This window comes from Streptomyces sp. NPDC060064 (assembly GCF_042736455.1).
In the GTDB taxonomy this organism is placed as follows: domain Bacteria; phylum Actinomycetota; class Actinomycetes; order Streptomycetales; family Streptomycetaceae; genus Streptomyces.
Map to the genome: position 1 here is coordinate 127,254 of NZ_JBHWWF010000018.1, position 24,007 is coordinate 151,260.

At 70.4% G+C, this 24,007-nt stretch carries 19 protein-coding genes and 1 tRNA gene; 12 read left to right on the forward strand and 8 right to left on the reverse strand.

Annotated elements, in window-relative coordinates; all coding sequences use genetic code 11:
- Window positions 1-39: 39 nt before the first annotated feature.
- The 3 genes from ACFWDI_RS22215 (at window position 40) to ACFWDI_RS22225 (ending at window position 3,802) form a co-directional block, all read left to right on the forward strand.
- On the forward strand, window positions 40-555 hold the full coding sequence (locus ACFWDI_RS22215) for a winged helix-turn-helix transcriptional regulator (protein ID WP_385306233.1): 516 nt from the start codon (window positions 40-42) through the stop codon (window positions 553-555).
- A 154-nt stretch (window positions 556-709) separates the two neighbouring features.
- Window positions 710-783 (forward strand) — tRNA-Pro (locus ACFWDI_RS22220).
- Window positions 784-1,114: 331 nt separating this feature from the next.
- Complete coding sequence (locus ACFWDI_RS22225) at window positions 1,115-3,802, forward strand: FG-GAP-like repeat-containing protein (RefSeq protein ID WP_385306235.1); 2,688 nt, start codon at window positions 1,115-1,117, stop codon at window positions 3,800-3,802.
- A 90-nt stretch (window positions 3,803-3,892) separates the two neighbouring features.
- Here the strand turns inward: ACFWDI_RS22225 and ACFWDI_RS22230 are convergent, their stop codons facing one another.
- The 3 genes from ACFWDI_RS22230 to ACFWDI_RS22240 all read right to left on the reverse strand — a co-directional run bounded on the left by ACFWDI_RS22230 (window position 3,893) and on the right by ACFWDI_RS22240 (window position 6,886).
- Window positions 3,893-4,651: a hypothetical protein gene (locus ACFWDI_RS22230; protein WP_385306237.1), complete on the reverse strand. Its 759-nt coding sequence runs from the start codon at window positions 4,649-4,651 to the stop codon at window positions 3,893-3,895.
- Window positions 4,648-5,274 (reverse strand): RNA polymerase sigma factor, encoded by a 627-nt coding sequence (locus ACFWDI_RS22235; protein ID WP_385306238.1) that lies wholly within the window; start codon window positions 5,272-5,274, stop codon window positions 4,648-4,650. The genes ACFWDI_RS22230 and ACFWDI_RS22235 overlap by 4 nt, the downstream gene beginning before the upstream one ends.
- A gap of 157 nt (window positions 5,275-5,431) precedes the next feature.
- A complete protein-coding gene (locus tag ACFWDI_RS22240) occupies window positions 5,432-6,886 on the reverse strand; it encodes an APC family permease (RefSeq protein WP_385306240.1) in 1,455 nt (484 codons plus the stop codon).
- Window positions 6,887-7,034: 148 nt separating this feature from the next.
- Here ACFWDI_RS22240 and ACFWDI_RS22245 point away from each other — a divergent pair, with 148 nt between their 5' ends.
- On the forward strand, window positions 7,035-8,213 hold the full coding sequence (locus tag ACFWDI_RS22245; RefSeq protein WP_385306241.1) for an ROK family protein: 1,179 nt from the start codon (window positions 7,035-7,037) through the stop codon (window positions 8,211-8,213).
- A 19-nt stretch (window positions 8,214-8,232) separates the two neighbouring features.
- Here ACFWDI_RS22245 and ACFWDI_RS22250 read toward each other — a convergent pair whose 3' ends face one another.
- Entirely contained in the window at window positions 8,233-8,679 is a 447-nt protein-coding gene (locus ACFWDI_RS22250) for an SRPBCC family protein (RefSeq protein ID WP_385306242.1), read from the reverse strand.
- 114 nt (window positions 8,680-8,793) lie between these two features.
- Between ACFWDI_RS22250 and ACFWDI_RS22255 the strand changes: the two genes are divergently transcribed.
- Entirely contained in the window at window positions 8,794-9,510 is a 717-nt protein-coding gene (locus ACFWDI_RS22255) for a TetR/AcrR family transcriptional regulator (protein WP_385306288.1), read from the forward strand.
- An 81-nt stretch (window positions 9,511-9,591) separates the two neighbouring features.
- Here the strand turns inward: ACFWDI_RS22255 and ACFWDI_RS22260 are convergent, their stop codons facing one another.
- The gene (locus ACFWDI_RS22260; RefSeq protein ID WP_385306244.1) at window positions 9,592-10,341 is read right to left on the reverse strand and encodes an SDR family NAD(P)-dependent oxidoreductase; all 750 of its coding nucleotides are present in this window, start codon (window positions 10,339-10,341) and stop codon (window positions 9,592-9,594) included.
- A gap of 203 nt (window positions 10,342-10,544) precedes the next feature.
- On the opposite strand from ACFWDI_RS22260, the gene ACFWDI_RS22265 reads away from it, so the two are divergent.
- Window positions 10,545-12,647 carry a PQQ-dependent sugar dehydrogenase gene (locus ACFWDI_RS22265; RefSeq protein ID WP_385306245.1) on the forward strand — a complete coding sequence of 701 codons (2,103 nt, stop codon included), beginning with the start codon at window positions 10,545-10,547 and terminating at the stop codon, window positions 12,645-12,647.
- Between the two features lie 69 nt (window positions 12,648-12,716).
- Here the strand turns inward: ACFWDI_RS22265 and ACFWDI_RS22270 are convergent, their stop codons facing one another.
- Entirely contained in the window at window positions 12,717-14,246 is a 1,530-nt protein-coding gene (locus ACFWDI_RS22270; RefSeq protein ID WP_385306247.1) for an amino acid permease, read from the reverse strand.
- Between the two features lie 158 nt (window positions 14,247-14,404).
- Window positions 14,405-15,400, reverse strand: coding sequence for a hypothetical protein (locus tag ACFWDI_RS22275; protein ID WP_385306248.1), 996 nt, complete (start codon window positions 15,398-15,400; stop codon window positions 14,405-14,407).
- A gap of 300 nt (window positions 15,401-15,700) precedes the next feature.
- On the opposite strand from ACFWDI_RS22275, the gene ACFWDI_RS22280 reads away from it, so the two are divergent.
- The 5 genes from ACFWDI_RS22280 (at window position 15,701) to ACFWDI_RS22300 (ending at window position 22,532) form a co-directional block, all read left to right on the forward strand.
- A complete protein-coding gene (locus ACFWDI_RS22280) occupies window positions 15,701-17,146 on the forward strand; it encodes an FGGY family carbohydrate kinase (protein ID WP_385306249.1) in 1,446 nt (481 codons plus the stop codon).
- A 125-nt stretch (window positions 17,147-17,271) separates the two neighbouring features.
- Window positions 17,272-18,669: an FAD-dependent oxidoreductase gene (locus ACFWDI_RS22285; protein ID WP_385306250.1), complete on the forward strand. Its 1,398-nt coding sequence runs from the start codon at window positions 17,272-17,274 to the stop codon at window positions 18,667-18,669.
- Entirely contained in the window at window positions 18,666-19,892 is a 1,227-nt protein-coding gene (locus ACFWDI_RS22290) for an NAD(P)/FAD-dependent oxidoreductase (protein WP_385306252.1), read from the forward strand. Before ACFWDI_RS22285 ends, ACFWDI_RS22290 begins: the two co-directional genes overlap by 4 nt.
- A gap of 130 nt (window positions 19,893-20,022) precedes the next feature.
- Entirely contained in the window at window positions 20,023-20,955 is a 933-nt protein-coding gene (locus ACFWDI_RS22295; protein ID WP_385306254.1) for a lytic polysaccharide monooxygenase, read from the forward strand.
- A 113-nt stretch (window positions 20,956-21,068) separates the two neighbouring features.
- The gene (locus ACFWDI_RS22300) at window positions 21,069-22,532 is read left to right on the forward strand and encodes an AlkA N-terminal domain-containing protein (protein WP_385306255.1); all 1,464 of its coding nucleotides are present in this window, start codon (window positions 21,069-21,071) and stop codon (window positions 22,530-22,532) included.
- Window positions 22,533-22,749: 217 nt separating this feature from the next.
- Here the strand turns inward: ACFWDI_RS22300 and ACFWDI_RS22305 are convergent, their stop codons facing one another.
- Entirely contained in the window at window positions 22,750-23,172 is a 423-nt protein-coding gene (locus ACFWDI_RS22305; protein WP_326653972.1) for a DUF350 domain-containing protein, read from the reverse strand.
- Between the two features lie 191 nt (window positions 23,173-23,363).
- Between ACFWDI_RS22305 and ACFWDI_RS22310 the strand changes: the two genes are divergently transcribed.
- Complete coding sequence (locus ACFWDI_RS22310) at window positions 23,364-23,912, forward strand: DoxX family protein (protein ID WP_385306257.1); 549 nt, start codon at window positions 23,364-23,366, stop codon at window positions 23,910-23,912.
- The last annotated feature ends 95 nt before the right edge of the window (window positions 23,913-24,007 follow it).

The following is a 24,007-nucleotide window of genomic DNA, read 5'->3' on the forward strand; positions in this document are numbered from 1 at the left end:
TGCTAGAGGTAGTGAGTTGGATGTGGCAACCTAGGGAGCATGAAGGCACGCACCAAGGAGGACGGCACGCTTCCCGCCCCGGCCCTGGACTCGCGCGGCAGGCCGTGTTCGATCGCGGCGTCGCTGCAGGTCGTCGGTGAGAAGTGGGCGCTGCTGGCCGTCAGGGAGATCAGCCTCGGCAATCACCGGTTCGCCGCGATCGCCCGTAACACCGGCGCTCCCCGCGATGTCCTCACCGTGCGGCTGCGCCACCTGGAGTCCGTCGGCATCCTCGTCCGGCGGCCCTACAGCGAGCATCCTCCGCGCTTCGAATATCACCTCACCGAGGCGGGCCGGGACCTGCTGGTCGTGCTGACCACGCTGCGCGCATGGGGTGACAGGTGGCTCGTCGACGAGCCACCGGCGGTCTTCAGTCACTCCTGCGGCGAGGAGCTGGAGATGGTCCACAGCTGCCGCCACTGCGGAGAAGAGGTCGTCCCTGAGGATTTGCGGCTGGATGTGCGTGCCCCCGGCTGGAACGTCCGTGGGCCGGTCGAGCCGTCGGCCGCGGAGTAACCCGCCGAACCTCGATCACTTGAGGCACGGTGTGATGCCCTCGCCGTCGGGACCACCGCGGGGCATATGACCGCAGGCCGGACGTCCAACCGCCCCGCGAAGTGGGGTAATGTTCTCTTGCGCGCTCGGCCGGGAATCCGGCAGAAGCGCGCACCGGGACGTGGCGCAGCTTGGTAGCGCACTTGACTGGGGGTCAAGGGGTCGCAGGTTCAAATCCTGTCGTCCCGACTTTTCGAAGTCGCAGATCAGAGGCCGTATCGAAGAGATTCGACACGGCCTCTGATCGTTTACGGACCAGCTGCGGGCAGTGTTCCCGCCCGCTCGGTGGCGAAGACGACCTGGTGCCCGGCGTCGTACTCGTACTCGCACTTGCGCCCTGACGCAACGGCACCCACCATGCGTGATCCGCATCACATCCAGCCGCTGCCCCGTGATGTTTCGTCAGCGCGGTGCGCTGGGTATCTCAGGCCGCCCATGTGACGGGTGCGCCGCGAGTGAACATTCTGGAGAGGTGGGGCACTTGAGCCCGCGTACGTCGCATGCGTACAGACCATTGAGCATGAAGCGCCGAGCCTGGCTGACCGTCGGCGCCGTCGTCCTGGGCGGGGCGGGGGTGGTCACCATCGCCACGGCCAACCCGTCCGACCTGCCCAAGAAGCCGCATCAGCAGGAGCGGGCGGCTGAACTCCGTACGCTCCGGCTGGACAGGGGTGGAGCCGGCGAGCGGGAGCTGCCGGCCACCAGCACCGAGCCGTTCTCCCTCGTCGGCATCGGCTGGGACAGTGCCACGGTCGAGGTCGAAGGCACGGCACGGGTACGTACGCGCAATGCCGAGACCGGCAAGTGGTCCGGCTGGCAGGCGCTCGAACTGGACGCACACCGGCCGGACGGGGCCGAGGGCACGGCACACGGAGCGTCCGAGCCGCTGTGGGTCGGACCGTCCACCGCGGTGCAGGTACGCGTCGACTCGGGCAAGGCGCTGCCCAAGAACCTCAAGCTGCACATGGTCGACCCCGGTGTGAGCAGGACCGAGGCCAAGAGCCCGGCCGCCACGGTCATGGACAACGCCGCGTTCGCGGTGGACGAGACCCCGTCCGTCTCCCCGAGCGATCCGGTCACCCCGAGCGATCCGGCGTCGCCGACCGACACCGCGACTCCCCTGGACTCGGCCACACCGACGAGCTCTCCGACCGACACGGCCGGCCCGACGGCGACGCCGACCGCGACGCCGACAGTGACGCCGAGCCCGACTCCCACGAAGCCGACCGCACCACCGTCGACGGTGAAGCAGCCACCGATCATCGGCCGCACCCAGTGGGGCGCCGACGAGTCGATGGTCGACGACCCCGCCGAGTACATAGACAAGGTGCAGGCGGTCTTCATCCACCACACCGTCGGTTCGAACAGCTACAGCTGCGCCGAGTCGGCCGCCCTGGTCCGCGGCATCATGACGTACCACGTCAAGACCGAGGGCTGGAACGACCTCGGCTACAACTTCCTGGTCGACAAGTGCGGCCAGATCTTCGAGGGCCGGGCCGGCGGCGTCGACCTGCCGGTCAAGGGCGCGCACACGTACGGATTCAACAGTTACTCCACCGGCATCGCTCTGCTCGGTGACTTCGAGGGCGATGCCGCCACCGGAAAGCCTGCCGGAAAGCCGAACACGGCCGCTCTGCAGTCGGCCGCCCGTGTCGCCGCCTGGAAGCTCGGCCAGTACGGAGGCAGCCCGAAGGGCACGGTCACGCTCACGGCCCAGGGCAACACCGGCAAATGGACCGAGGGCCAGCAGGCCACGATGAATGTGATCTCCGGCCACCGTGACGCCTTCGCGACCGCGTGCCCGGGCAAGAACCTGTACGCCAAGCTCTCATCGATCCGTGACTTCGCCGCGAGCGCGGGGCGCAACTCCGCGATCCCCACCTCCGACTTCGACCGGAACGGCATCACGGATCTGGCCGTCGGCCTGCCGAAGACCGTGGCCACCGGTGGCACGGTGAGTGTCCTGCCCGGTGACACGAGCGGCCCGGTGGCCACGGCCCGGCGCACCCTCACCCAGGCCTCACCCGGCGTCCCCGGAGAGAACGAGACCGGCGACAACTTCGGTTCCTCGGCAGCGTACGGCGACGTCAACGGTGACGGCTACGCCGACCTCGCCGTCGGCGCGCTCGGTGAGGACGACGACTCCGGCCACGGAGACACCGGCTCGGTCACGGTCGTGTACGGCCCCGGGCTCGACACCGGCAAGCAGTACATGACCTCTCCCGCGTACCGGCTGGTCAGCGAGAAGCTCGGCTCCGCCGTCACCGTGGGCGACTTCAACGCGGACGGCAAGGCCGACATTCTGACCGTCGCTCCGGGCAAGCCGGGCCGCTGGTGGGTGTTCGAGGACAAGTCCGAGTACGCCACGAAGGCCGGCTTCCTCGGCACCTCCGCGTACACCGCGGCGACGAGCCTCTCCTCCGCCGTGACCGGTGACTTCAACAAGGACGGCTACGCCGATGTGGCGATCAGTTTCCGCGACCCGGGCGGTATCGCACGCCTGCTGTGGCTGAAGGGTTCCTCCACCGGTCTGCAGCGGGTCGGCATCCTGGACGCCAAGGGCGGCCGCTCCCTCGCCGCCGGTGACCTCAACGGCGACGGCTATGCCGACCTCGCCGTCGGTCAGCCCGTCGCGGCCGAGTCCGGTCACACCGCCAAGGGCGGCGCCGTCACCGCGGTGTTCGGCTCGGCGACCGGGCTGACCTCGACCGGCAGGCTGACATTCAGTCAGGACACCACCGGCGTCCCCGACACCGGCGAGACCGGCGACGACATGGGCGCGTCCATCTCCATCGGCGACGTCAACCTCGACGGATACGGCGACATGCTCACCGGACTTCCGGGCGAGGACATCACCCGCAACGGCGTTGCCCAGACCAACGCGGGCCAGGTGATCCTGCTCCGCGGTTCGGCCACGGGACCGACGGCCACGGGGTCGGTCGCCTACCACCAGGACACCGCGGGTGTGCCGGGTGACACCGAGCCCAACGACCGTCTCGGCTCGTCCGTTTCACTGACCGATCTGTCCGGCTACACGCGGGCGGATCTGGCCATCGGTGCGGACGGCGAGGACGCGAACAACGGCGCGGTCCTCCAGATCGACAACAGCGGCACGTCCGGAGTGATCCCCTCGTCGGGCGTGTACTACGGCGTCACGGCTCTCGGCGCGCCGGCAGGCGCACGCATCGGCCTGGTGCTGACCCCCTAGCCCGACGGCCGCCGACGGAATGCGGCCGGGGTCCCACAAGGAAGGGGGCCCCGGCCGCGCACGAGCGCGCAATGCACCTTCGTCGATTGGTCAGTTCGCCTGGCTCCCGGACGGCTTCTGTCCGGGAGCGCTTCCGTTCTCCCGTCCGTTCTGCTGCCCGGCGGGCACGGGCGGATCCTTCTTCTCGTCCTTGGACGGACCTGTGCTGGGCGGCTGGTTGAGAGGCTGCTCGCTCAACAGCCGTGCGCAGTACGCGGCAACGGAGCCGGGACCGCCGGCGGCGTCTTCGAGATGCTGTCGCGCGGTACTGTCCAGCGACCGGCCCCGCCCCTGCTTCGACTCGTACACACGGCACTGCGCCAGTTGATTCTGGGCCTTGGGCGGAGACTCGCCGGGAGTACGCGCGGTTGGTCCGGCCGCCGATGGCACGGGGGCGGAGGGGCGCGCAGGGCCGGTGGTCTCCATGTCCTGAGCCGAGGAAGCGCTGGGCATCGGTTCGGGCTTCTCGGGCGTATCGCCGAACGGTGTCGGGATCGCGCCGGCCGCCATCGCCACGCCTCCGAGCGTCAGCCCGGCCACAACAGTGCCCAGTACCACCTTGATCCAGCCGGTCCGGACCCGCGGCTCCACGGGCCGCCAGTCATCCATACGCCGGGTGCGCGCTGTCGGCGCACCCTCCTCGAGCGTCGCCCGGAAGGCTGCGACGGCGCGCTCCTCCGCTTTCGGTGCGGCGGGCGCCGGGCGGGCGGCGGCAGCGAGCAGCTCATCGAGCGTCGGCGTCCGTGCCGGCGTCGGCGTCCGCGGCTCGTCCCCGGAGTCCATGGCACCTCTGGATCGGTTTTCGGTCATGTCGCTTCTCCCAGCGCACGGGAGTCCGAATCTGTCACACGGCTTCGCTCGAGCGTCGCCAGGTGCTTCTCCAACCGCCTCAGCCCGCGGTGCGTGGCAGACCGTATCGCCCCGGGCCGCTTGCCCAGCACCCGCGCGGCCGCCGCCCCGTCGAGTCCGATGACCGCCTGGAGGAGCACCGCTTCCGCCTGTTGTCGGGGCAGGGTCGCGATCAGCGCGAGGGCACGCTCCGTCGAGATGGTTTCGAAGGCCTCTCCGGCTGTGTCCTGCCCGGCAGGCAGCTCTCCCAGCTCCTGTTCGAGGAGCGTGCCGCGCGGTCGGCTCTTCAGCCGGCGCAGATGGTCGATGGCGCGGTTGCGCGCGATGCGCGCCGTCCACGCACGGAAGCCCGCGCCGTCCCCTCGGAACCGCCCCAGGTCACGCGCGATCTCGAGCCACGCCTCGGACGCAACGTCCTCGGCATCGTCCCCGACCAGGCCACGCAGATAGCCCAGCAGGGGAGGGTGTACGCGTCTGTAGGCAGCGGCGAAGGCCCCTTCGTCCCCCTCCTGTGCCCGCGCGACTTCCTCACCGAGCTCCCCGTCGTACGTCTCCGCACGGCGGCCGCCCCCCACCTTGCCCACTCGTTCCTCTTTGTCGCGCCGGCACGGCACACCCTTGTCGATGTCCCCTGCAGATAACAGCGCCGGGGCCCGCGGGAATGTCACAGGTGTTCGAAGGGTTTCGCCGCGGATCAGGTGGGGGCCACCGGCCGGCGGCCACGGGCAGCGGATCGGCCGCTCAGGCCGTGATGGTTTCGGTCCCGCTGTCCTGCGGCGTGAGGTAGTCCTCCGAGATCTCCTTGGGCCCGAAGGGCCACACCTTCTCGTATCGCGCCCACACCAGGAAGGCGGCGCAGCCCAGGCCGAGCCAGGCCAGTGACCATTCGATGGGGTGACGGCCGGGGGAGTTCTTGTCGGCGTATCCGTAGATGACCAGCCAGCCGGCGAGGGCGACGATGCTCGGCAGCGGGTAGAGCCACATCCTGTACGGGCGGCGCAGGGCCGGCTGTCGTTTGCGCAGTACGGTCAGGGCGACGACCTGGGCCAGGGCCTGGACGATCACCATGACGGTGGTCAGCAGCTGGATGAGTGTGGCGAGGTCGGTGTGGCGGCCGATGAGGAAGCCGACGGCCGTGATGACGCCCATGGTGGCCAGACCCAGCATCGGGAAGCGGTGCTTGGGGTGGAGCTTGGCGTACGGGCGGAAGAAGACCCGGTCGCGTGCGGCGTCGTAGGGCACTCGCGATCCGCCGAGGAGCCCGGCGAAGACGGAGGCGAAGGCGGTGATGAGGATGAGGACGGTGACCGTGTCGGCGGCGCCCTTGCCCCAGGTCTCCTCCATGACGGCGGAGGCGACGGAGGTGGACGCGATGTCGCCGGGGTCGGTCATCCGGTGCCAGTCGATGACACCGAGAGTGCCGATCTGCAGCAGCAGATAGATCGCCATGATGCCGAGGATCGAGAAGATGATGGAACGCGGCAGTGTGCGGCCGGGGTCCTTGATCTCGGCGCCCATGTAGGCGGTGGTGTTGTAGCCGAGGTAGTCGTAGATACCGATCGTCAGGCCCGCGGCGAAGCCGATCCAGAAGTGATTGCTGGTGAGTTCGAAGGCGTGCGCAGGGTAGGTGAAGGCCAGGTCGGAGCTGAAGTTGGTGGCCGAAGCCACGATGACCAGGGTGACCGACGCGATCATGACGGTCCACATCACGGCGGTGATCTTGGCGATGTGCTCGATCCCGCGCCACAGCAGCAGGATCACCAGGGCGATGACACCGAGGCCGATCAGGTCGCCGGCGGTCCGGCCCAGGCCGGGTGCGAGATAGCCGAGGTACTGGACGAAACCCACCACGCCGGTGGACATGATCAGCGGGATGAAGAGCATGGCCGTCCACACGAACAGGAACGCCATGAGCTTGCCCGTCCGGTACTGGAAGGCCTGGCGCAGATATACGTAACTGCCGCCGGAGCCGGGCATGGACGAGCCGAGTTCGGCCCAGATGAGGCCGTCGGCGAGGGCGAGCAGCGCACCGGCGACGAAGCCGATGACGGCCTGCGGCCCGCCGAAGGCGGCGACCATCAGCGGGATGGTGACGAACGGCCCGATACCGCACATCTGACTCATGTTGATGGCGGTGGCCTGGAACGGGCCGATGCGGCGCACGAAGCCGTCGGTGCGCGGCGGGGTTCCGGACAAGGGGAGCCTCCCTGATCTCAGGTGGCGGGGCGCGGAGTTGTGGCCGTTTCGCCAGTACAGGGATGCACGACGGCGCCGGGTGTGATTAAGTTAAGTACCTTTACTTAGGTCGTCAAGAGGTCGTCAGGGGATGCGTGAGAATGACGGCATGACCACCAGCAGCGAGGACAGCGCCGAGCAGCGCTGGAACCGGCAGCGGCTGCGCGGCGCCAACGAGAGGCTGCTGCTCGACCGGCTGAGAGCGGCCGGATCCGCCTCCCGGGCTCAGCTCGCGCGCGAGACCGGCCTGTCGAAACCCACCGTCTCCAGCGCTCTCGCCGCGCTGGAAAGGGCAGGCCTGGTACGGGAGGTGGGGACCCATACCCCCGAACGCGGCCGCGTCGCCGTCCTCTACGCCCCCGACCCGACCGCCGGATACGCCCTGGGCATCGATATCGGCCGCGACTGGCTACGGGTGGCCCTCGCCGATCTGGACGGTTCGGTCGTTGCCCGCGCCGACGTGCGCAACCGCGCCCGCACCTCGGCCACCATGGCCGACCTCGTCGTCGGCACCGCCCACCGGGTCGTCGCCGACAGCGGCGTCGACCACGACCGGGTGATCCAGGCCGTGGTCGCGACCCCGGGTGTGTACGACAGTCGGAACCACCGCGTGCGCTATGCGGTCAACCTGCCGGGCTGGGGCCGCGCGGGGCTCTTCGACCGTATGCGTGAGCAACTCGGCCTGCCGCTGGCCGTCCACAACGACGCCAACCTCGCCGCCCTGGGCGAGTACGCGTTCGGCGCGGGCGCCGGCAGCAGACTCTTCGTCTACGTGATGATCGGCACCGGCCTGGGCATGGGCGTGGTCCACGAGGGCCGGCTGTTCACCGGCGCGCACGGCGCCGCCGGCGAGATCGGCTTCCTGCCCTGGCCCGGACGGCACAAGCCGGATGTCCTGGAGGACGCAGTCTCGGGCGAGGCCGTCGTCGCGGCCGCCCGTGCGCTCGGCATGACCGGACCGCTCACCGCCAAGGACGTCTTCGACGCCGCACGCCGCGACGATCCCGCCGCGACCACAGCGGTCCGCCAGGAGGGCGAACGCCTGGCCCACACCGTCGCAGCCGTGGCCGCAGTCCTCGACCCCGACCTGGTCGTACTCGGCGGCGGCGTCGGCCACAGTGCCGACCTGCTGCTGCGTACCGTCCGCGACACCCTCAAGTCCCTTACGCCGCTGCGCCCCAGGGTCGCCCCGAGCGCCCTCGGTGAGGACGCGATCCTGCTGGGTGCGGTCGCGACGGCGTTGGACACGGCACGGGACGTGGTGTTCGAACGGCGTGCGCCCGGGTGAGGCGCCCGGGGGTGGTTCTTTACGCCCGCTCCGCCGCTGTCTTCAGATGCCGGAGCCAGGCTTCGAGTGACTCGTCCAGGAGCCGGTGCATCTCCTTGGGCTGCGCGAGGACGGGGGCGCCGCTCCAGGACTCCTCCGTCGAGACGACGGTGTGGCCGTCCTCCTCCGTGAAGGTCCAGAGGTGGATTCCGGTGATGCCGTGGGCCGGGCCGCCCCAGATGACCCGCTCGCCGGGAACGACCTCATAGACGGTCGATTCGATGTCCAGGTCGCCGGTCAGCCACCGGAAGGTGGCACCGGGCGCGAGCGGGCCGTTGAGGTGCGCCGTCTCGATGCCGGGATTCCAGCCGGGCCAGGCGTCGATGTCCGTGTGGATGCGCCAGATCAGCGCGGCGGGCGCGTCGACGGTGATGCGGCGGCGGACCACGACCGGTGCGTCCGCGTCGATGGTGTGGGGAAAGGTCATCAGAGCCTCCAGAAAATGATGGTCGGGAACCTGAAGCGGTGATGCATCGTTGTGTTAGTTATGGACCGTAACAGAAGCTAGGATGGTTTGCATCATCTATGGAGGGACGTGGCTGTGACGCCGACGACACCGGGCCCACGGGCCCGGTACAGGGAGCAGACGCGCGCGGAGATCAAGGAAGCCGCGCTGCGACAGCTGGCCGAAGGCGGCCTGGCGGCCATCGCGCTGACCCGTATCGCCAAGGAAATGGGCATGTCGGGGCCCGCGCTCTACCGCTACTTCGCCAACCGTGACGACCTGCTCAGTGCGCTGATCCGCGATGCGTACGACGACCTTGCCGGGGCCATCGGCGTCGCCGCGGAGGCCTGTGCCGAGGTGTCACCGCGCGCACGGCTGCACGCGCTGGCCGGCGCGTTCCGGGCCTGGGGCGTGGAGCAGCCGCACCGCTATCTGTTGATCGCCGGCCCGCCCCTGCCCGGCTACAGCGCACCGGCCGACACGGTGGCGCGGGCGCGGGCGGCGCTCGGTCCGTTCCTGAGCGTCTTTGTCGCGGGGGAGCCGTCGGGACCGGCGGTCCGGCTCGTCGAGCAGATGACCGCCTGGGCGGAGCGGGAGCCCGACGTGGCGTCCTGGGCGGAGCAGTACACAGAACTGTCGGCGTCAGGAAGCGGTGTGGGCCGGGCGCTGGCGGGGGCGGTGCTCGCCTGGTCCCAGATGCATGGCGCCGTCAGCCTCGAAGTGGCCGGTCAGTTCACCGGTATGGGGCACGATCCGGGGACTCTGCTCGACGCCCAGATCGACGCACTCGCGGACGCGTTCCGGCTGGACTGACGGGCGGCGGGCGACGGGCGACGGGCGACGGGCGCCAGGCGACGGGCGGCGCGCCGGTCCGGCCGGGACGCGCGCGCCCGTCTAACGGCCCAGCGCGGCGCCGCCGTTGATGTGCAGGATCTGGCCCGTGACATAAGCGGCCTCGGGCGAGGCGGCATAGCGGACCATCGCCGCGATCTCGGCGGGGAGCCCCGGCTTGCCCGTCAGGGACTGCTTCACCCGCGAAGCGATGAACTCCTCAGTGGCGCGGTCGCCGAAGAACTCCGTGTCGGCGACGAACCCGGGCGCCACGGCGTTGACCGTGATGCCCTCCGCGCCGAGCCTCTGGGCGAGATCGAAGGTGTACGTGTTGACCGCGGCCTTCGAGCCGCCGTACGAACCCGGGCCGCGCAGAGCCGCGATCGACGACAGATGGACGATCCGGCCGCCCGGCCGCCGCATGTGGGGGAGCAGCGCCTCCGTCAGCAGGACCGATGTCAGGACGTTGGCGGCGAAGTTGCGGCGGTAGCTGTCGGCGATGCCTTCCAGGCTGCCGTCGTGCGAGGCCGCGACATTGCCTCCCGCGTTGGTCACCAGGACATCGACCGCGTCACTGCCGTCGGTGATGAACTGCGCAGCGCGGCGTACCTGTTCGGGCTCGGACAGATCCGCCGGGAACCAGGTCGCCGTGGAGTCCCCGTGGGTGGCGTTGAGCTTCTCGGCCGCCGCGCGCAGCACCACTTCGCGGCGGCCGAGAAGGGTCACATCGGCGCCGGCCGCGGCGAAAGACTCAGCCACGGCGAGCCCGATGCCCGTACCGCCGCCCGACACCACGATCCGCCTTGGACTCACAGCTCCACCTGTTCTTGTATGTGACCGATGGTCTTATTCGTGCACAGGAAGTTACGGATCACCTCACGTGGTGTCAAGGAATCTCGAGGGATCCCGCAAGACAGGCAGCATTCTCAATTGGTCTATGCACGACGGTTGTTCAAGCACCGAGACGTCGATTACATGGTTGAGCTTTCGCTCCCTCCCGTCGAAGGAGATCAGCGGTGCTCGCACCTCGCAGCAAACGATCCCCGTTCCTCATTGCCGTGCTCGCTCTCGCCCTGCTGCTGTCCGTACTGACGGCGTCGCCCGGCGCGGCGCAGGCGGCAGACGAAGCCGGTGGGCCTGTCCATGACCCGATACCGACGAAGCCGATCCAGTCCGGTCTGGGCCTGGTGGTCGAGGAGTACGCCTCCTTCCCCAAGACCGAACCCGTTCCCGGACCGGTCACCGACCCCCGTCTCAAGCGCCATGCCCGGATCAACTTCCTGAGCGAACTGCCCGACCGCTCGGGGCGGATGGCGGTCCCCGACCTCAACGGCCGGCTCTATCTCGTCGAGCACGGACAGCCGCACGTATATCTGGATGTCGCCGCCGCCATCGGCCCCGCCTTCTTCGCCAGCAGCGGCATGGGCCAGGGCTTCGGGTTCGTCACCTTCGACCCCGACTTCCGCAAGAACGGCAGGTTCTACACGGTCCACACCGAGAATGCCTCCGCCACCTCCGCCCGGCCGGACTTCGTCCAGCAGGCGACCACCAACTACCACGGCATCGTTACCGAGTGGACGGCTGACGACCCGGCCGCCGACACCTTCATCGGCAGCCGTCGCGAGCTGCTCCGTATCGGATTCTCCGGCGGCGGCCACGGCATCCAGCAGATCGACTTCAACCCGACCGCGAGGCCCGGCGACCGGGACTACGGGTTGCTCTACGTCGCCACGGGCGACGGAGCCCAGGGTCTCAACAACACCGAGCCGCAGAATCTGGCGCTGCCGCACGGCAAGATCCTCCGTATCGACCCGCGCGGCAGTAACAGCGCGAACGGAAAATACGGGGTTCCGGCCTCGAATCCGTTCGTGGGCAAGCCGGGGGCACTGGGCGAGATCTACGCGTACGGAATGCGCGACCCGCACCGCTTCAGCTGGGACCCGGCCGGACGTCACCGGATGTACCTCGGGCACATCGGCGAGCACGCCGTCGAAGGCGTCTACGAGGTGCAGGCAGGAGACAACCTCGGCTGGAGCGAGCGCGAAGGCACCTTCGTCTACGACAAGGCGGCGGTCAACCCCTGCGACCGGCTGCTCCCGCTGCCCAAGGACGACGCGAAGAACGGCTACGCCTACCCCGTCGCCGCGTACGACCACGATCCGCCCGCCGGCTGGAACTGCAGGTCGGACCTGGGGCGCGCGATCGTCGGCGGCTTCGTCTACCGCGGGCACGACGCGCCGGCGCTGTGGGGCAAATACCTCTACGGCGACCTCGTCGACGGCCGGCTGCTGTACTCCGAGGCGAGCGAGATGCGCAGGGGCGGCAAGCAGCTCGCCGACACCTACCAGTTGATGCTCTTCGACCGTACGGGCAAGCGCGTCACCCTGCCGGAGCTCGCCGGTGACAGCCGGGTCGACCTCCGCTTCGGCCGGGACGCCCGCGGCGAGCTGTATCTGCTGTCCAAGGCGAACGGCAAGATCTGGAAGGTCACCGGGACCCGCCGGTTCGCCGACTGCAGGACCCACGGCACCACGCTCACGCAGGTGACGGGCGCGAAGAACTGGGCGCCCGTAACCCCCGCCAAATGGCAGTTCCCGCGCGGCCAGGTCACTCTCGCCGAGGCGGGCGTCGCCCGCCCGGGACCGCGCAGGCCGTTCGAGTACGCGGTTCTCACCGCGGGGCCGCGGTTCGGCTCCGCCCGGATCGACGCGGAGGTCCGGCTGGACACCCCGGTCGAGATCAGCAACCGGGACGTGATCATCGTGTTCGGCTACCAGTCCGACACGAAGTTCTATTACGCGCATCTGTCGTCCGACAACACGATCTACCCGCACAACGGCATCTTCGTGGTCAATGAGGCGGACCGGCTGCGGCTCGATCACCAGTGGAACGGATCCACCGGAGCTCCGCCGGCCATCGCCGACGCGCGATGGCACGACGTCCGCGTCGTGCACTGCGCGGACAGCGGAGAGATCGCGGTATACGTCGACGGCTCGAAGAACCCGCTGATGACCGCCGTGGACAAGACATTCGGCTCGGGCAGGGTGGGCTTCGGCTCGTTCGACAACGTGGGCAGCCTGCGCGACCTCAAGGTCACCGGCAGGCCTGCCGGGAAGTGACACCACGCAGTCAGGGCCCCTCCTGGGACGGGCCCTGACTGCGTCGCAGTGGAATGTGGTGCTGACGCGTCAGACGATGTTCTCCGCGATCTCCGCCTGCTCACGGGCGGATCCGTACGCGGACGGCGTGCCGTACGAGCGGCGTGCCACGAACCACCACACGGTGGCCAGCACCAGCACAGCGGCCAGCGCGATCGAGGCGTAGTTCATCGTGTCGACGGTCACCGGGTTGGACTGCGGCAGGCAGAACAGCACCGTCACACACGCCACCCACACCACGGCCACCCAGCCGACCGGCTTGCTCCAGCGGCCCAGGCTCCACGGGCCGGGTTCGAAGCGGTCCTTGGCGCGCAGCTTCAGATAGATCGGGATCGCGTACGCCGGCGTGATGCCGATGACGTTGATCGCGGTCACCGCGCCGTACGCGGTCGTGGAGTACAGGGACGGCAGGGCCAGCAGACAGGCGAAGACGACCGACAGCCATACCGCGGGAACCGGGGTCTGAGTGCGGCTGCTGACCTTCCGCCACAGCGCCGAGCCGGGCAGCGCGTTGTCGCGGCTGAACGCGAACACCATACGGCTGGCCGCCGCCACCTCGGCGTTGCCGCAGAACAGCTGTGCCACGATCACGACGAGCAGCAGGGCCGTGGCGCCGCCGGTGCCGAGCGCGTCGAGCAGGATCTGGGCCGGCGGTACGCCGGTGGCACTCGCCTTGGTGCCCTCGTAGTCCTGGATGGCGAAGGTCAGACCGGCCAGCAGGGCGAAACCGGCGATCCAGGAGACCCAGATGGAACGCACGATGCCGCGGGCGGCGGAGACGGAAGCGTTGGAGGTCTCCTCCGACAGATGCGCGGAGGCGTCGTAGCCGGAGAAGGTGTACTGCGCCAGCAGCAGACCGATCGCGGCCACATAGATGGGACTGTCCCAGCCGGTGCCGTTGACGAACTCGGTGAAGACGAACTCGGGCGACTGGTGGTCGGAGGGCACGATGGCCAGTGCGCCGACGATCAGAGCGACGCCGCCGAGGTGCCACCACACGCTGACCGAGTTGAGCAGGCTGACCAGCCGCACCCCGAACAGGTTCAGGACGGCGTGCAGCAGCAGAATGCACATGAAAATGATCATGGTGGAGCCGGGTGTGGGATGAAATCCCCACTGCAGATTCAGAAACGCCCCGGTGAACAGGGCGCAGCCGTAGTCGATACCGGCGATCGCACCCAGCAGGCCGAGGAGATTCAGCCAGCCGGTGTACCAGCCCCACTTACGGCCGCCGAGCCGGTCGGCCATGTAGTACAGCGCACCCGACGTGGGGTACGCGCTGGTCACCTCGGCGAGGGCCATGCCGACGCACAGGACGAACAGACCGACGCCCGCCCAGCCCCAGAGCATCACCGCAGGGCCACCGGTGTTCAGCCCGAAGCCGTACAGGGTCATGCAGCCGGACAGGATCGAGATGACGGAGAAGCTGATGGCGAAATTGCCGAAGCCACCCATGCGGCGGGCAAGAACCGGCTGATAGCCGAGTTCCCGCAGCCGCTCCTCCTCGTCTTTCGGGGACGTCTGGTCCGAACTCGACCACTTCGGCGGGGATATGGACATCGAAGAACCTCCGGGGAAAGGGTGATGCACTGAGCGGACAGGGACGGGAGTAGGAGCAGGGACAGGGCGTGGTGCGGGCGCGCGGACGTGTCTCTCGTACGCGTGCGGGGGAGAGCGGTGGATCAGCCGTGCGGTCGGGCGCGGGGCTGGGTGCGCGGTCAGGGCCCCGCGCCGCGCGCGGCCGCGAGACAACGGCCGCGGGCGCGGAGGAACACTTCCTCCGCCAGGCCCGCGTCACCGGGGCTGTCTGTGCGGTAGGCCCACGGCAGGGTGGTGTAGTACGGGCCCAGCGCCTCGAACACCGGTGCCGCGTCGGGGAATTGGAGCGCGCCCCACAGGGCGTGGGACAGATAGTTGAGATCAAGCAGCGAACGCCCGGCCGGGGCCACCTGGTTGAACCAGCTGTGCAGGGCGCGCTGCGCGTCCCGGGCCGCGTCCTCCGTCACCCAGTGGAGATCCAGCGCCTTCTCCTGGCCGTGTTCCCGGCGGTAGCGCTCCACGCGTACATAGAGCGGGAGCGCGTGCAACGGCGACCCGGAAGGCGCGGAGGAGGCGGCCCACTGCACGAAGTTGACCGCCTCGGACAGATGACCGCCGGACCTGCGCGCGTAGACGAACTGCAGCATCCGGTGGTACGCCTCGCGGTTGAACGGATCGCGCTTGTCGGCCTCCGCCAGCAGACCCCACGGGCCGGGGAACAGCATCGGACCCGGCGGTGCCGTGCGATGCTCGTCCATCTGCTGCTTCTCGTCGAGCTGGGCCAGCGCCAGCAGACAGACCCAAGGCACCGGATCCTCCGGAGCCTGGTGACCGGCGACCCGGCAGGCCTCCCAGGCCTCGTGCCACAGCTCCTGGGTACGCCGGTGCCCCTCGCGATGGGCCCGCAGCGCCCGCTCCACCACGACCCGGCAGTGCATCACGGTCGCGGCGAGGGAGCGGGGTTCCTCCCTGCGCCAGGCCTGCACCGCGTCGGAACCGGCGGCCACCGCGGCGAGAACCTGGGTCCGCTGGGTCCACAGTGCCCAGTCGGAGGTCGCGGTCAGCAGGTTCCGCATCGACACCCATCGACCGGTGCGTAAGTCCTGCATGGCGGTGCGCAGTTCACTGTCGTGACCCGCTGGGTGGTACACCGGGCGTAACTCGTCGTGGGACATCAGCCCGCTGCAGGTCTCGTTGTGGTGGTCATAAGTCCTCTGGAGACGGTGACGGGTCGAGGCGGTGCTTGGAGGCGATGCTTTGCGGTGATCTTACTCAACCATGGGGTAACAGCAAGAAGTTGATGATGCATCAGGGGCCCGTCAGGATTGCGGTTGTGGGGACGCAGGTCCCCCGGGGGGCTCTTGACGGCGGCCGTGACCTGCTCCACGCTTTCCTTGAGCGATCAAGGTTTTTTCTGCGTTTCCTCTGCAGGATTCCCTCTACCGAAGACTTCTACCGAAGAGCGGGGTGGCCCGATGACAGGCCCAGTGCTTGCCGTCGACCAGGGCACCTCCGGTACGAAGGCCCTGGTCATCTGCCCCGAGCGCGGTGTGATCGCAACCGGCTCCGCTCCGGTGAACCCGCGCTACCGAAGCGGCGGACGCGTGGAAGTCGACCCCGCCGCGCTCCTCTCCTCGGTCGTCGACGCCGGACGCCAGGCGCTCGCCCGTGCCGGAGAACCGGTCGCCGCTGTCGGCCTCGCCAACCAGGGCGAGACCGTCCTGGCCTGGGATCCGGCCACGGGCGATCCGCTGACCGACGCGATCGTCTGGCAGGACCGGCGGGCCGAGCCGATCTGTGCGGAACTCGCCCCGCACGCCGCCGAGCTGGCACAGCTGACCGGACTCCCGCTCGACCCGTACTTCGCCGCACCCAAGATGGCCTGGATACGCCGCGAGCTCACCCGCGAAGGCGTCGTCACCACCAGCGACGCCTGGCTGATCCACCGGCTGACCGGCGCCTTCGTCACGGACGCGGCGACCGCCGGACGCACCCAGCTCCTCGACCTCGACCGCGTCGCCTGGTCTCCGCAGGCGCTCGACATCTACGGCCTGACCGGCGAGCGGATGCCGGAGATCGTCGATGCGGACGGCCCCGTCGGCATCACCACGGCCTTCGGCACCGCGATCCCGCTCACCGGACTCCTGGTCGACCAGCAGGCCGCGCTGCTCGCCCAGAGCGTCACCGAACCGGGCACCGCCAAGTGCACCTACGGCACCGGCGCGTTCCTTCTCGCCCAGACGGGGGCCCGCCCGCGCCGTACGAGCAACGGCCTTGTCAGCTGTGTTGCCTGGCGGCTCGGCGGACGCACCAGCTACTGCCTCGACGGACAGGTCTATACGGCCGCGTCCGCCGTCCGCTGGCTCACCGACCTCGGAGTGATCTCCGGCGCCGCCGACCTGGACCCCGTCGGCTCGGCCGTGCCGGACTGTGGCGGCGTCACCTTCGTACCTGCTCTGGCCGGTCTCGCGGCCCCCTGGTGGCGCGGCGATCTGCGCGGCTCGCTGACCGGCCTCGGACTGGACACCGGCCCCGGACAGCTGGTGCGTGCGCTGTGCGAAGGCATCGCCGCTCAGGTGGTCGAGCTCACCGACGCGGTCGCCGCGGACCTCGGCACACCGCTCACGGGTCTGCGCGTCGACGGCGGCCTGACCCGCTCGGCCCTGCTGATGCAGACACAGGCCGATCTGCTTCAACTGCCCGTCGAAGTATCGGCGTTGCCCGACGCGACGGCACTCGGGGTCGGAGCGGTGGCGCGACTGGGCCTGGATCCGGGCCTGACCGCCGAGCAGGCGATACCCGCGTGGAAACCGTCCGTCGTCCATGAGCCGAGGATCAGCGCGGCACAGGCGGCCGAGCGCCTCGCGGCCTTCCGCGCCGAGGTGGCCTCGCTGCTGGACCGTACGCCTGCTGACCGTTGAATCCCGACTGCTCCATGAGGCCCGGCCGGGGGCCGTACGCGCGATCAGGACCAGGGCGTGTTTTAGAAGTAGCGCCGTCCGCCCGCAGGGCGGGCGGGACTTCCGAAACCCGCCCTAGGAGCACCATGACCGTCACGACCGCCGGGCAACTGCCGGACACGATGCACGACGTGATCGTGGTCGGCGCCGGCGTGGTCGGCTCGGCCATCGCCCGCGAACTCGCCCGCCACCGGCTGCGTGCCGCCTTCGTGGACGCCTCCGACGACGTCGGCAATGGCACGTCGAAGGCGAACACGGCGATCCTGCACACCGGATTCGACGCCGTCCCCGGCTCGTTGGAGTCCCGGCTCGTACGCGACGGACAGCGGCGGCTCGCCACCTACGCGGCGGAAACCGGCATCCCTGTTGAACCGCTCGGTGCGCTCCTCGTCGCCTGGGACCAGGAGCAGCTCGCCGCACTCCCCGCGCTCGCCGCCAAGGCCGAGCGCAACGGCTACCACGACGCACGGCTCATCGGCGCGGACGAGGTGCGCGCACGCGAGCCGCACCTCGGGCCGGGTGCGCTCGGTGCGCTCGACGTCCCGGGCGAGAGCATCATCTGTCCCTGGACCACCACACTCGCGTACGCCACCCAAGCCGTCCGAGGCGGCGTCGACCTGCATCTGAACTGCCGGGTGGAGAGCGTGACCAGCGGCGGCAGCCACCATGAACTCACCACCAGCCGCGGCCTGTTGCGCACCCGCTACCTCGTCAACGCGGCCGGACTGTACGCCGACGAGCTGGACCGCGAGCTCGGCCACACCGACTTCACCGTCACTCCGCGCCGGGGCCAGCTCATCGTCTTCGACAAGCTCGCCCGCGAGCTGGTCCGCCACATCCTGCTGCCCGTGCCGACCGCGCTCGGCAAAGGCGTACTGGTGGCGCCGACCGTGTACGGCAATGTGATGCTCGGCCCGACCGCCGAGGACCTCGGCGACAAGGAAGCCACCGGATCGACCGCCGAAGGGCTGGACTTCCTGAGGGAGAAGGGCCGACGGATCATGCCGGAGCTGCTCGATGAGGAGATCACCGCCGTCTACGCGGGCCTGCGCGCCGCCACCGAGCACGACGACTACCGGATCCGGGCCCACGCGCGGCAGCGGTACATAGCCGTCGGCGGTATCCGCTCCACGGGACTGACCGCATCGATGGCGATCGCCGCCCACGTCACCGACCTGCTCGCCGACGCCGGTCTTGACCTGGGGGATGCGCGCGAACTGGAGCCCGTACGCATGCCGAACCTCGGGGAGGCGTTCCCGCGTCCCTACCAGCGTGCCGATCTCATCGCAGCGGATCCCGAGTACGGCACACTCGTCTGCCACTGCGAACGTGTCTCCCGCGGGGAGATCCGCGACGCCCTGGCCAGTACGGTCCCGCCGGGCTCGCTCGACGGACTCCGGCGCCGTACGCGCGCACGCGGCGGTCGCTGCCAGGGCTTCTACTGCGGGGCCGCGGTGCGCGAGCTCTTCGAGGCACGCCGATGAGCCGGCCCGCGCGTACCGTCGACGTCCTCGTCGTCGGCGCGGGACCGGCCGGCCTCGCCGCAGCCGCCCGGCTCGCCGGGGCGGGCGCGGGCGCCGTCGAGATCGTCGAGCGCGAGCGACACGCCGGCGGCATCCCGCGGCACTGCGGCCACGGCGGCTTCGGACCGCGCGAACTGCGCCGTCCGATGAGCGGTCCGCAGTACGCCCGCCGCCTCGTCGACGACGCCGTACGCGCCGGAGCGGACCTGCGCACCGGCGTCACCGTCACCGGCTGGTCCGGCCCCCGCACTCTGGACACCACAAGCCCGGCGGGACTGGAACGGATCACCGCGCGCGCCGTCGTCCTCGCCACCGGCGCGCGCGAACGGCCGCGCAGCGCCCGGCTGGTGCCTGGCACCCGGCCGGCGGGTGTGCTCACCACGGGCGAACTGCAGCAGGAGGTCCACCTCCACAGCCGGCGGGTCGGCAGCCGGGCGATCGTCGTGGGAGCGGAGCCGATCGCCTTCTCCGCGGTACGCACTCTGCGGGCCGCCGGAGTCGAGGTCATCGCCATGGTGACCGACCAGGCGCGACGGCCGCCGCACCCGCTCCTGAGCCGCCGCGTCCCGCTGCTCACCGGTGCCACCGTGACCGAACTGACCGGGCGCGGCAGGCTGACGGGAGTCGGACTGCGGCACCTGGACGGCAGAACCGTCACCGTCGGCTGCGACACGGTCGTGTTCACCGGAGACTGGATCCCCGAACACGAACTGGCCAGACGGGGAGGGATACCGCTCGACCCCGGCACCCGGGGCCCCGCGGTCGACACCGCGTTCCGCACCGCCGAGGCAGGCGTCTTCGCCGTCGGCAACCTGCTGCACGGAGTCGAGCCGGCCGGCACCGCGGCCGAGGAGGGCCGGTACGTCGCGGACCAGGTGCTGCGGCACCTGGCCGGGGCAACATGGCCGGACGGTGGGCTGCGGCTGCAGGTCGCCGGACCGTTGCAGTGGGTGGCGCCGAACCGCGTCGCCCCGGACGGCCCCCGTCCGCTGCGGGACCGCTTCCTTCTGCGCACCTGCGAGTCGCTCGCCCGCCCCGTCCTCGTCGTCAGCCAGGACGGCCGGGTGCTCCGCCGGCAGCGTCTGCTGCGTACCGCGCTGTCCGGCCGTGGACTCCACCTCCGTGCGGACTGGATCGGAAGGGCGGATGCGCGCGGCGGCCCTGTGGAGATCACCGCGTACTGAGTCGTTGTTGGTCGGCGTTGGTCGGCGTTGGTCGGGTTGGTCGGCGTTGGTTGGCCCGCGGTGAACGCTCGGCCGGGCGAAGCCGTAATACACGGCAGGCTGTTGAGCCCACCTAGGAGGTATGCCGCGGATGACTGCCCATCGAACTGCCGCCGCCGCGCTCGCCGGTGTCCTGCCGCTCCTGCTCACGGCCGTGGCTGCCGGGACCGCGCAGGCGCACGGGGCGCCGACCGATCCTGTCAGCCGGGTGGCCGCATGCGGTCCCGAGGGTGCCAAGGGCCGGTCGGCCGCCTGCCGGGCCGCCGTTGCCGCGAACGGCGGATCGGCTTTCGACCAGTGGGACAACCTGCGTGTGGCCGACGTACGGGGCAGAGACCGCGAGGTCGTCCCGGACGGACAGCTGTGCAGCGCGGGCCTCGACGCGTACAGGGGCCTGAACATCGCCCGCGCCGACTGGCCGACGACGACCCTGAAGGCCGGTGCCCGGTTCACCCTCACCTACCGGACGACGATCCCGCACGAGGGAACGTTCGACCTGTATCTCACCAAGAAGGGCTACGATCCGACCGCGCCGCTGCGATGGGCCGATCTGTCGGCGGAGCCCTTCGCCACGGCCACCGATCCGAAGCTCACGGACGGCGCGTACCGGATCACCGGACGGCTTCCGGCCGGACTGACGGGCCGTCACGTGCTCTACACGGTATGGCGGAACTCGAGCACGCCGGACACCTACTACTCATGCTCCGACGTGGTGCTGGCTGGCGGTACGGAGCGGGGCGGCGAGCCGGTCGCGGATCAGCCGGGCTCCGAGCCCGCTGCCGAGCCGCCCTCCGAGCCGGTCACCGGGCCGACCTCGCAGCCCGCCTCCGAGCCTGCCGTAGCGCCGGCGAGCTCTCAGCCGGTCACCGCGCCGGGTTCTGTGCCTGCCGACGAGGCCGCCGGGCAGCCGGCCGCGGCGTCGGCGGAGAGCGACGGCGGCAACACGGCCGTCATTCTCGGCGGGGTGGCCGCCGTGCTCGCGCTTCTCGCACTGGGCGTGTCCGCGTTCCTCCGCCGCCGATAGCCGAACGAGACGGCGGAACCCGACGTCCGAACGCGACGTCCGACCCCGATGTCCGAAACGCGACGTCCGATTTCCGCCAGCCGAGCGCCCGGCGCGCTGCCCATACTGGCCGTATGACGATCGAGGACAGCAGGTACGAGGCGGTGAGCAGCAGGGACGCCCGGTTCGACGGGGTGTTCTTCTTCGCCGTGTCCACCACCGGGATCTACTGCCGTCCGAGCTGTCCCGCGATCACGCCCAAGCGCCGGAACGTGTCGTTCTACCGGACGGCCGCGGCGGCCCAGGGCGCGGGCTTCCGGGCCTGCCGTCGCTGCCGCCCCGACGCCGTGCCGGGCTCCGCCGAGTGGAACGCCCGAGCCGACGTCGTCGGGCGCGCCATGCGCCTGATCGGCGACGGCATCGTGGACCGGGAAGGCGTGGCAGGCCTTGCCCACCGGCTGGGCTACAGCGCCCGGCAGGTGCAGCGGCAGCTGAACGCCGAACTCGGCGCGGGCCCCATCGCTCTGGCGCGCGCCCAGCGCGGCCACACCGCGCGCGTACTGCTGCAGACCACCACCATGCAGGCGGCCGAGATCGCCTTCGCGGCGGGCTTCGCGAGCGTGCGGCAGTTCAACGACACCATGCGGGAGATCTACGCGGCCACCCCCAGCGAACTCCGCTCCGCCCGGCCCGGCCGCACCTCCCGCTTCGGCCCGGTCGCCCAGGAGAACGGGGCCGCGGCCGGAGTGCCGCTGCGGCTGGCCTACCGCGGTCCGTACGCCTCCGTGGAAGTCTTCGACTATCTGGGCAGCCGCGCGATCGCAGGTATTGAGGAGATCGTCGGCGAACGCGGCTCCCGTAGCTACCGGCGCACACTGCGGCTGCCGGGCGGGCCAGGCATTGCCGAGGTGGGCGAACAGCCGGGCGTGGGCGGCTGGCTGGAGTGCCGGCTGCACCTCGCGGACCTGCGTGATCTGACGACGGCGACACAGCGGATGCGCCGTCTCTTCGACCTGGACGCCGACCCGTGCGCCGTCGCCGAACGCCTCGGCACGGACCCGGCGCTGGCCCCGCTGGTCGCCGCCCGTCCAGGACTGCGCGCCCCGGGCGCGGCCGACCCGCACGAACTCGCGGTACGGGCGGTGCTCGGCCAGCAGGTGTCGGTGTCCGCGGGAGGGAAGCTCGGCGACGCGCTGGTCGCGGCGTACGGGGAGCCGCTGCCCGAGCCGAGTGGCGGGCTGACGCATCTGTTCCCGCGGTCGGAGAACCTGGCGGAGGCTTCTCTGGACGAGCTCGGCATGCCTGACGCGCGGCGCGCCACCTTCCGTACGCTGACGGCCGCGCTCGCAAAGGGCACGGTGGTACTGGACCCGGGCGCCGACCGGGCCGGGACCGAGCGGCAGCTGCTCGCCCTGCCGGGCATCGGCCCCTGGACGGCCGGCTACATCCGGATGCGGGCCCTCAGCGACCCGGATGTACTCCTGGCGGAGGACGTGGCGGTCCTGGCGGGGATGCGGCGCGCCGGCGTGGCGGCGCAGGACGCGGAGAGGTGGCGGCCGTGGAGTTCGTACGCCATGCATCACTTCTGGAACACGTGAGGCTGTCCCGGTCAGGGCCCCGCGGAGCGGGCGCCGTCGGCCAACGCGCGTAACCGGGCGTCGAGTTCGGCGGCGCGTCCCGCGGACCGCCGATGCCGTGCACGAACACCGGACGCGGCTTCACGATTCCCCCGAAAGCCCCGTCCGGGTGCCCCGGGGCGAACTCCGATATCAACCGGCCTGCTGATCGCGGTGTGTATCCCCTCTGCCGCCGACCTCAGGCGATGGACGCCGAGACGATCGCGGACACGGCGAGATTGCAGGAGGCGGTCACCCACACCGCCGGGTGCGGCTCCACCTCGACCAGCGTCGCGCCGAGCTTGCCCGGCGTGACCAGGTCCACCACCAGGAACGCCACAGCCATCATCACCAGCCCCAGCAGACCGAACGCGGCAGTGGAGGCGAGACCCTTGCCGAAGTTGTCGTACGTCGTCCAGATCGACGTGAACACGATGCCGCCGATACCGAGCAGAGCCGAGCTGAGCAGCAGCGCGGCGTTGCGGTTGCGGTCCTCCCAGATCTGCCTGCCGAGCTTCCCGGGCGTCAGCACGTCGATCAGGACTATGCCGAGGATCAGGAGGACCACACCGAGGGCGCCGTACGCGCTCGCGCGGCCAAGTCCGTTGACGATGTCACTCATTGAGGGGCCGGTCTCCATGTCGAGTAGTTGACGCTGGTCAAGGGCGCGCAAAATCTACCGCATGGTTCCGGCCAGTGGATCACGGGCTGCATCACCCGTACGGCGTAGCAGTACGGGGGACGGCGGCCCGAACCGGGCGAGAGTGGATCCCGTACGCCCCCACCCCACCGTGTCCGATCCGGGAGACCTTCATGGCCTGCATCAACCGACGTGACCTCGGACTGCTCGTACTGCGCGTCGGCACCGGCGCGGTCCTCGCGGCTCACGGCTCGCAGAAGCTGTTCGGCTGGTTCGGGGGCGGCGGGCTGGACGCCACGGCGAAGGGCATGGAGGCCATGGGATTCCACCCGGGCCGGGAGAGCGCCGTCGCCGCCGGGCTCGGCGAGGCGGGCGGTGGCGCACTGCTCGCGCTGGGCCTGGCCACCCCGGCGGCCGGTGCCGCGGCCGCGGGAGCCATGGCCGGCGCCGTGGCGGTGCACATGCCCGCCGGGTTCTTCAACCAGGGCGGAGGCTTTGAGTACCCGGCCTTCCTGGGCTTCACCTCGGCCGCCATCGGACTCGCCGGGGCCGGCCGCTACTCCCTCGACCACGCGACCGATCACCGCTTCGACCAGCCGTGGGTCGTGGCCGTGGCCTTCCTCGGCAGCGCGCTCGCCGCGGGCGCGGTGCTGGGCAAGCGGGCCACGAGGCAGTCCGCCGCGCAGTCCGGCGACGCCCGCACGGACGCCGCCGGGGAGTAGCCCGTACCCGGGGTGGCGGCTGTAGAAGCCCGCGCTCGCCTTCTGCTCGTGGTCGGCGCTGCGGCCGTTGCGCCATCGCCGCCCGGCTTCGGGTT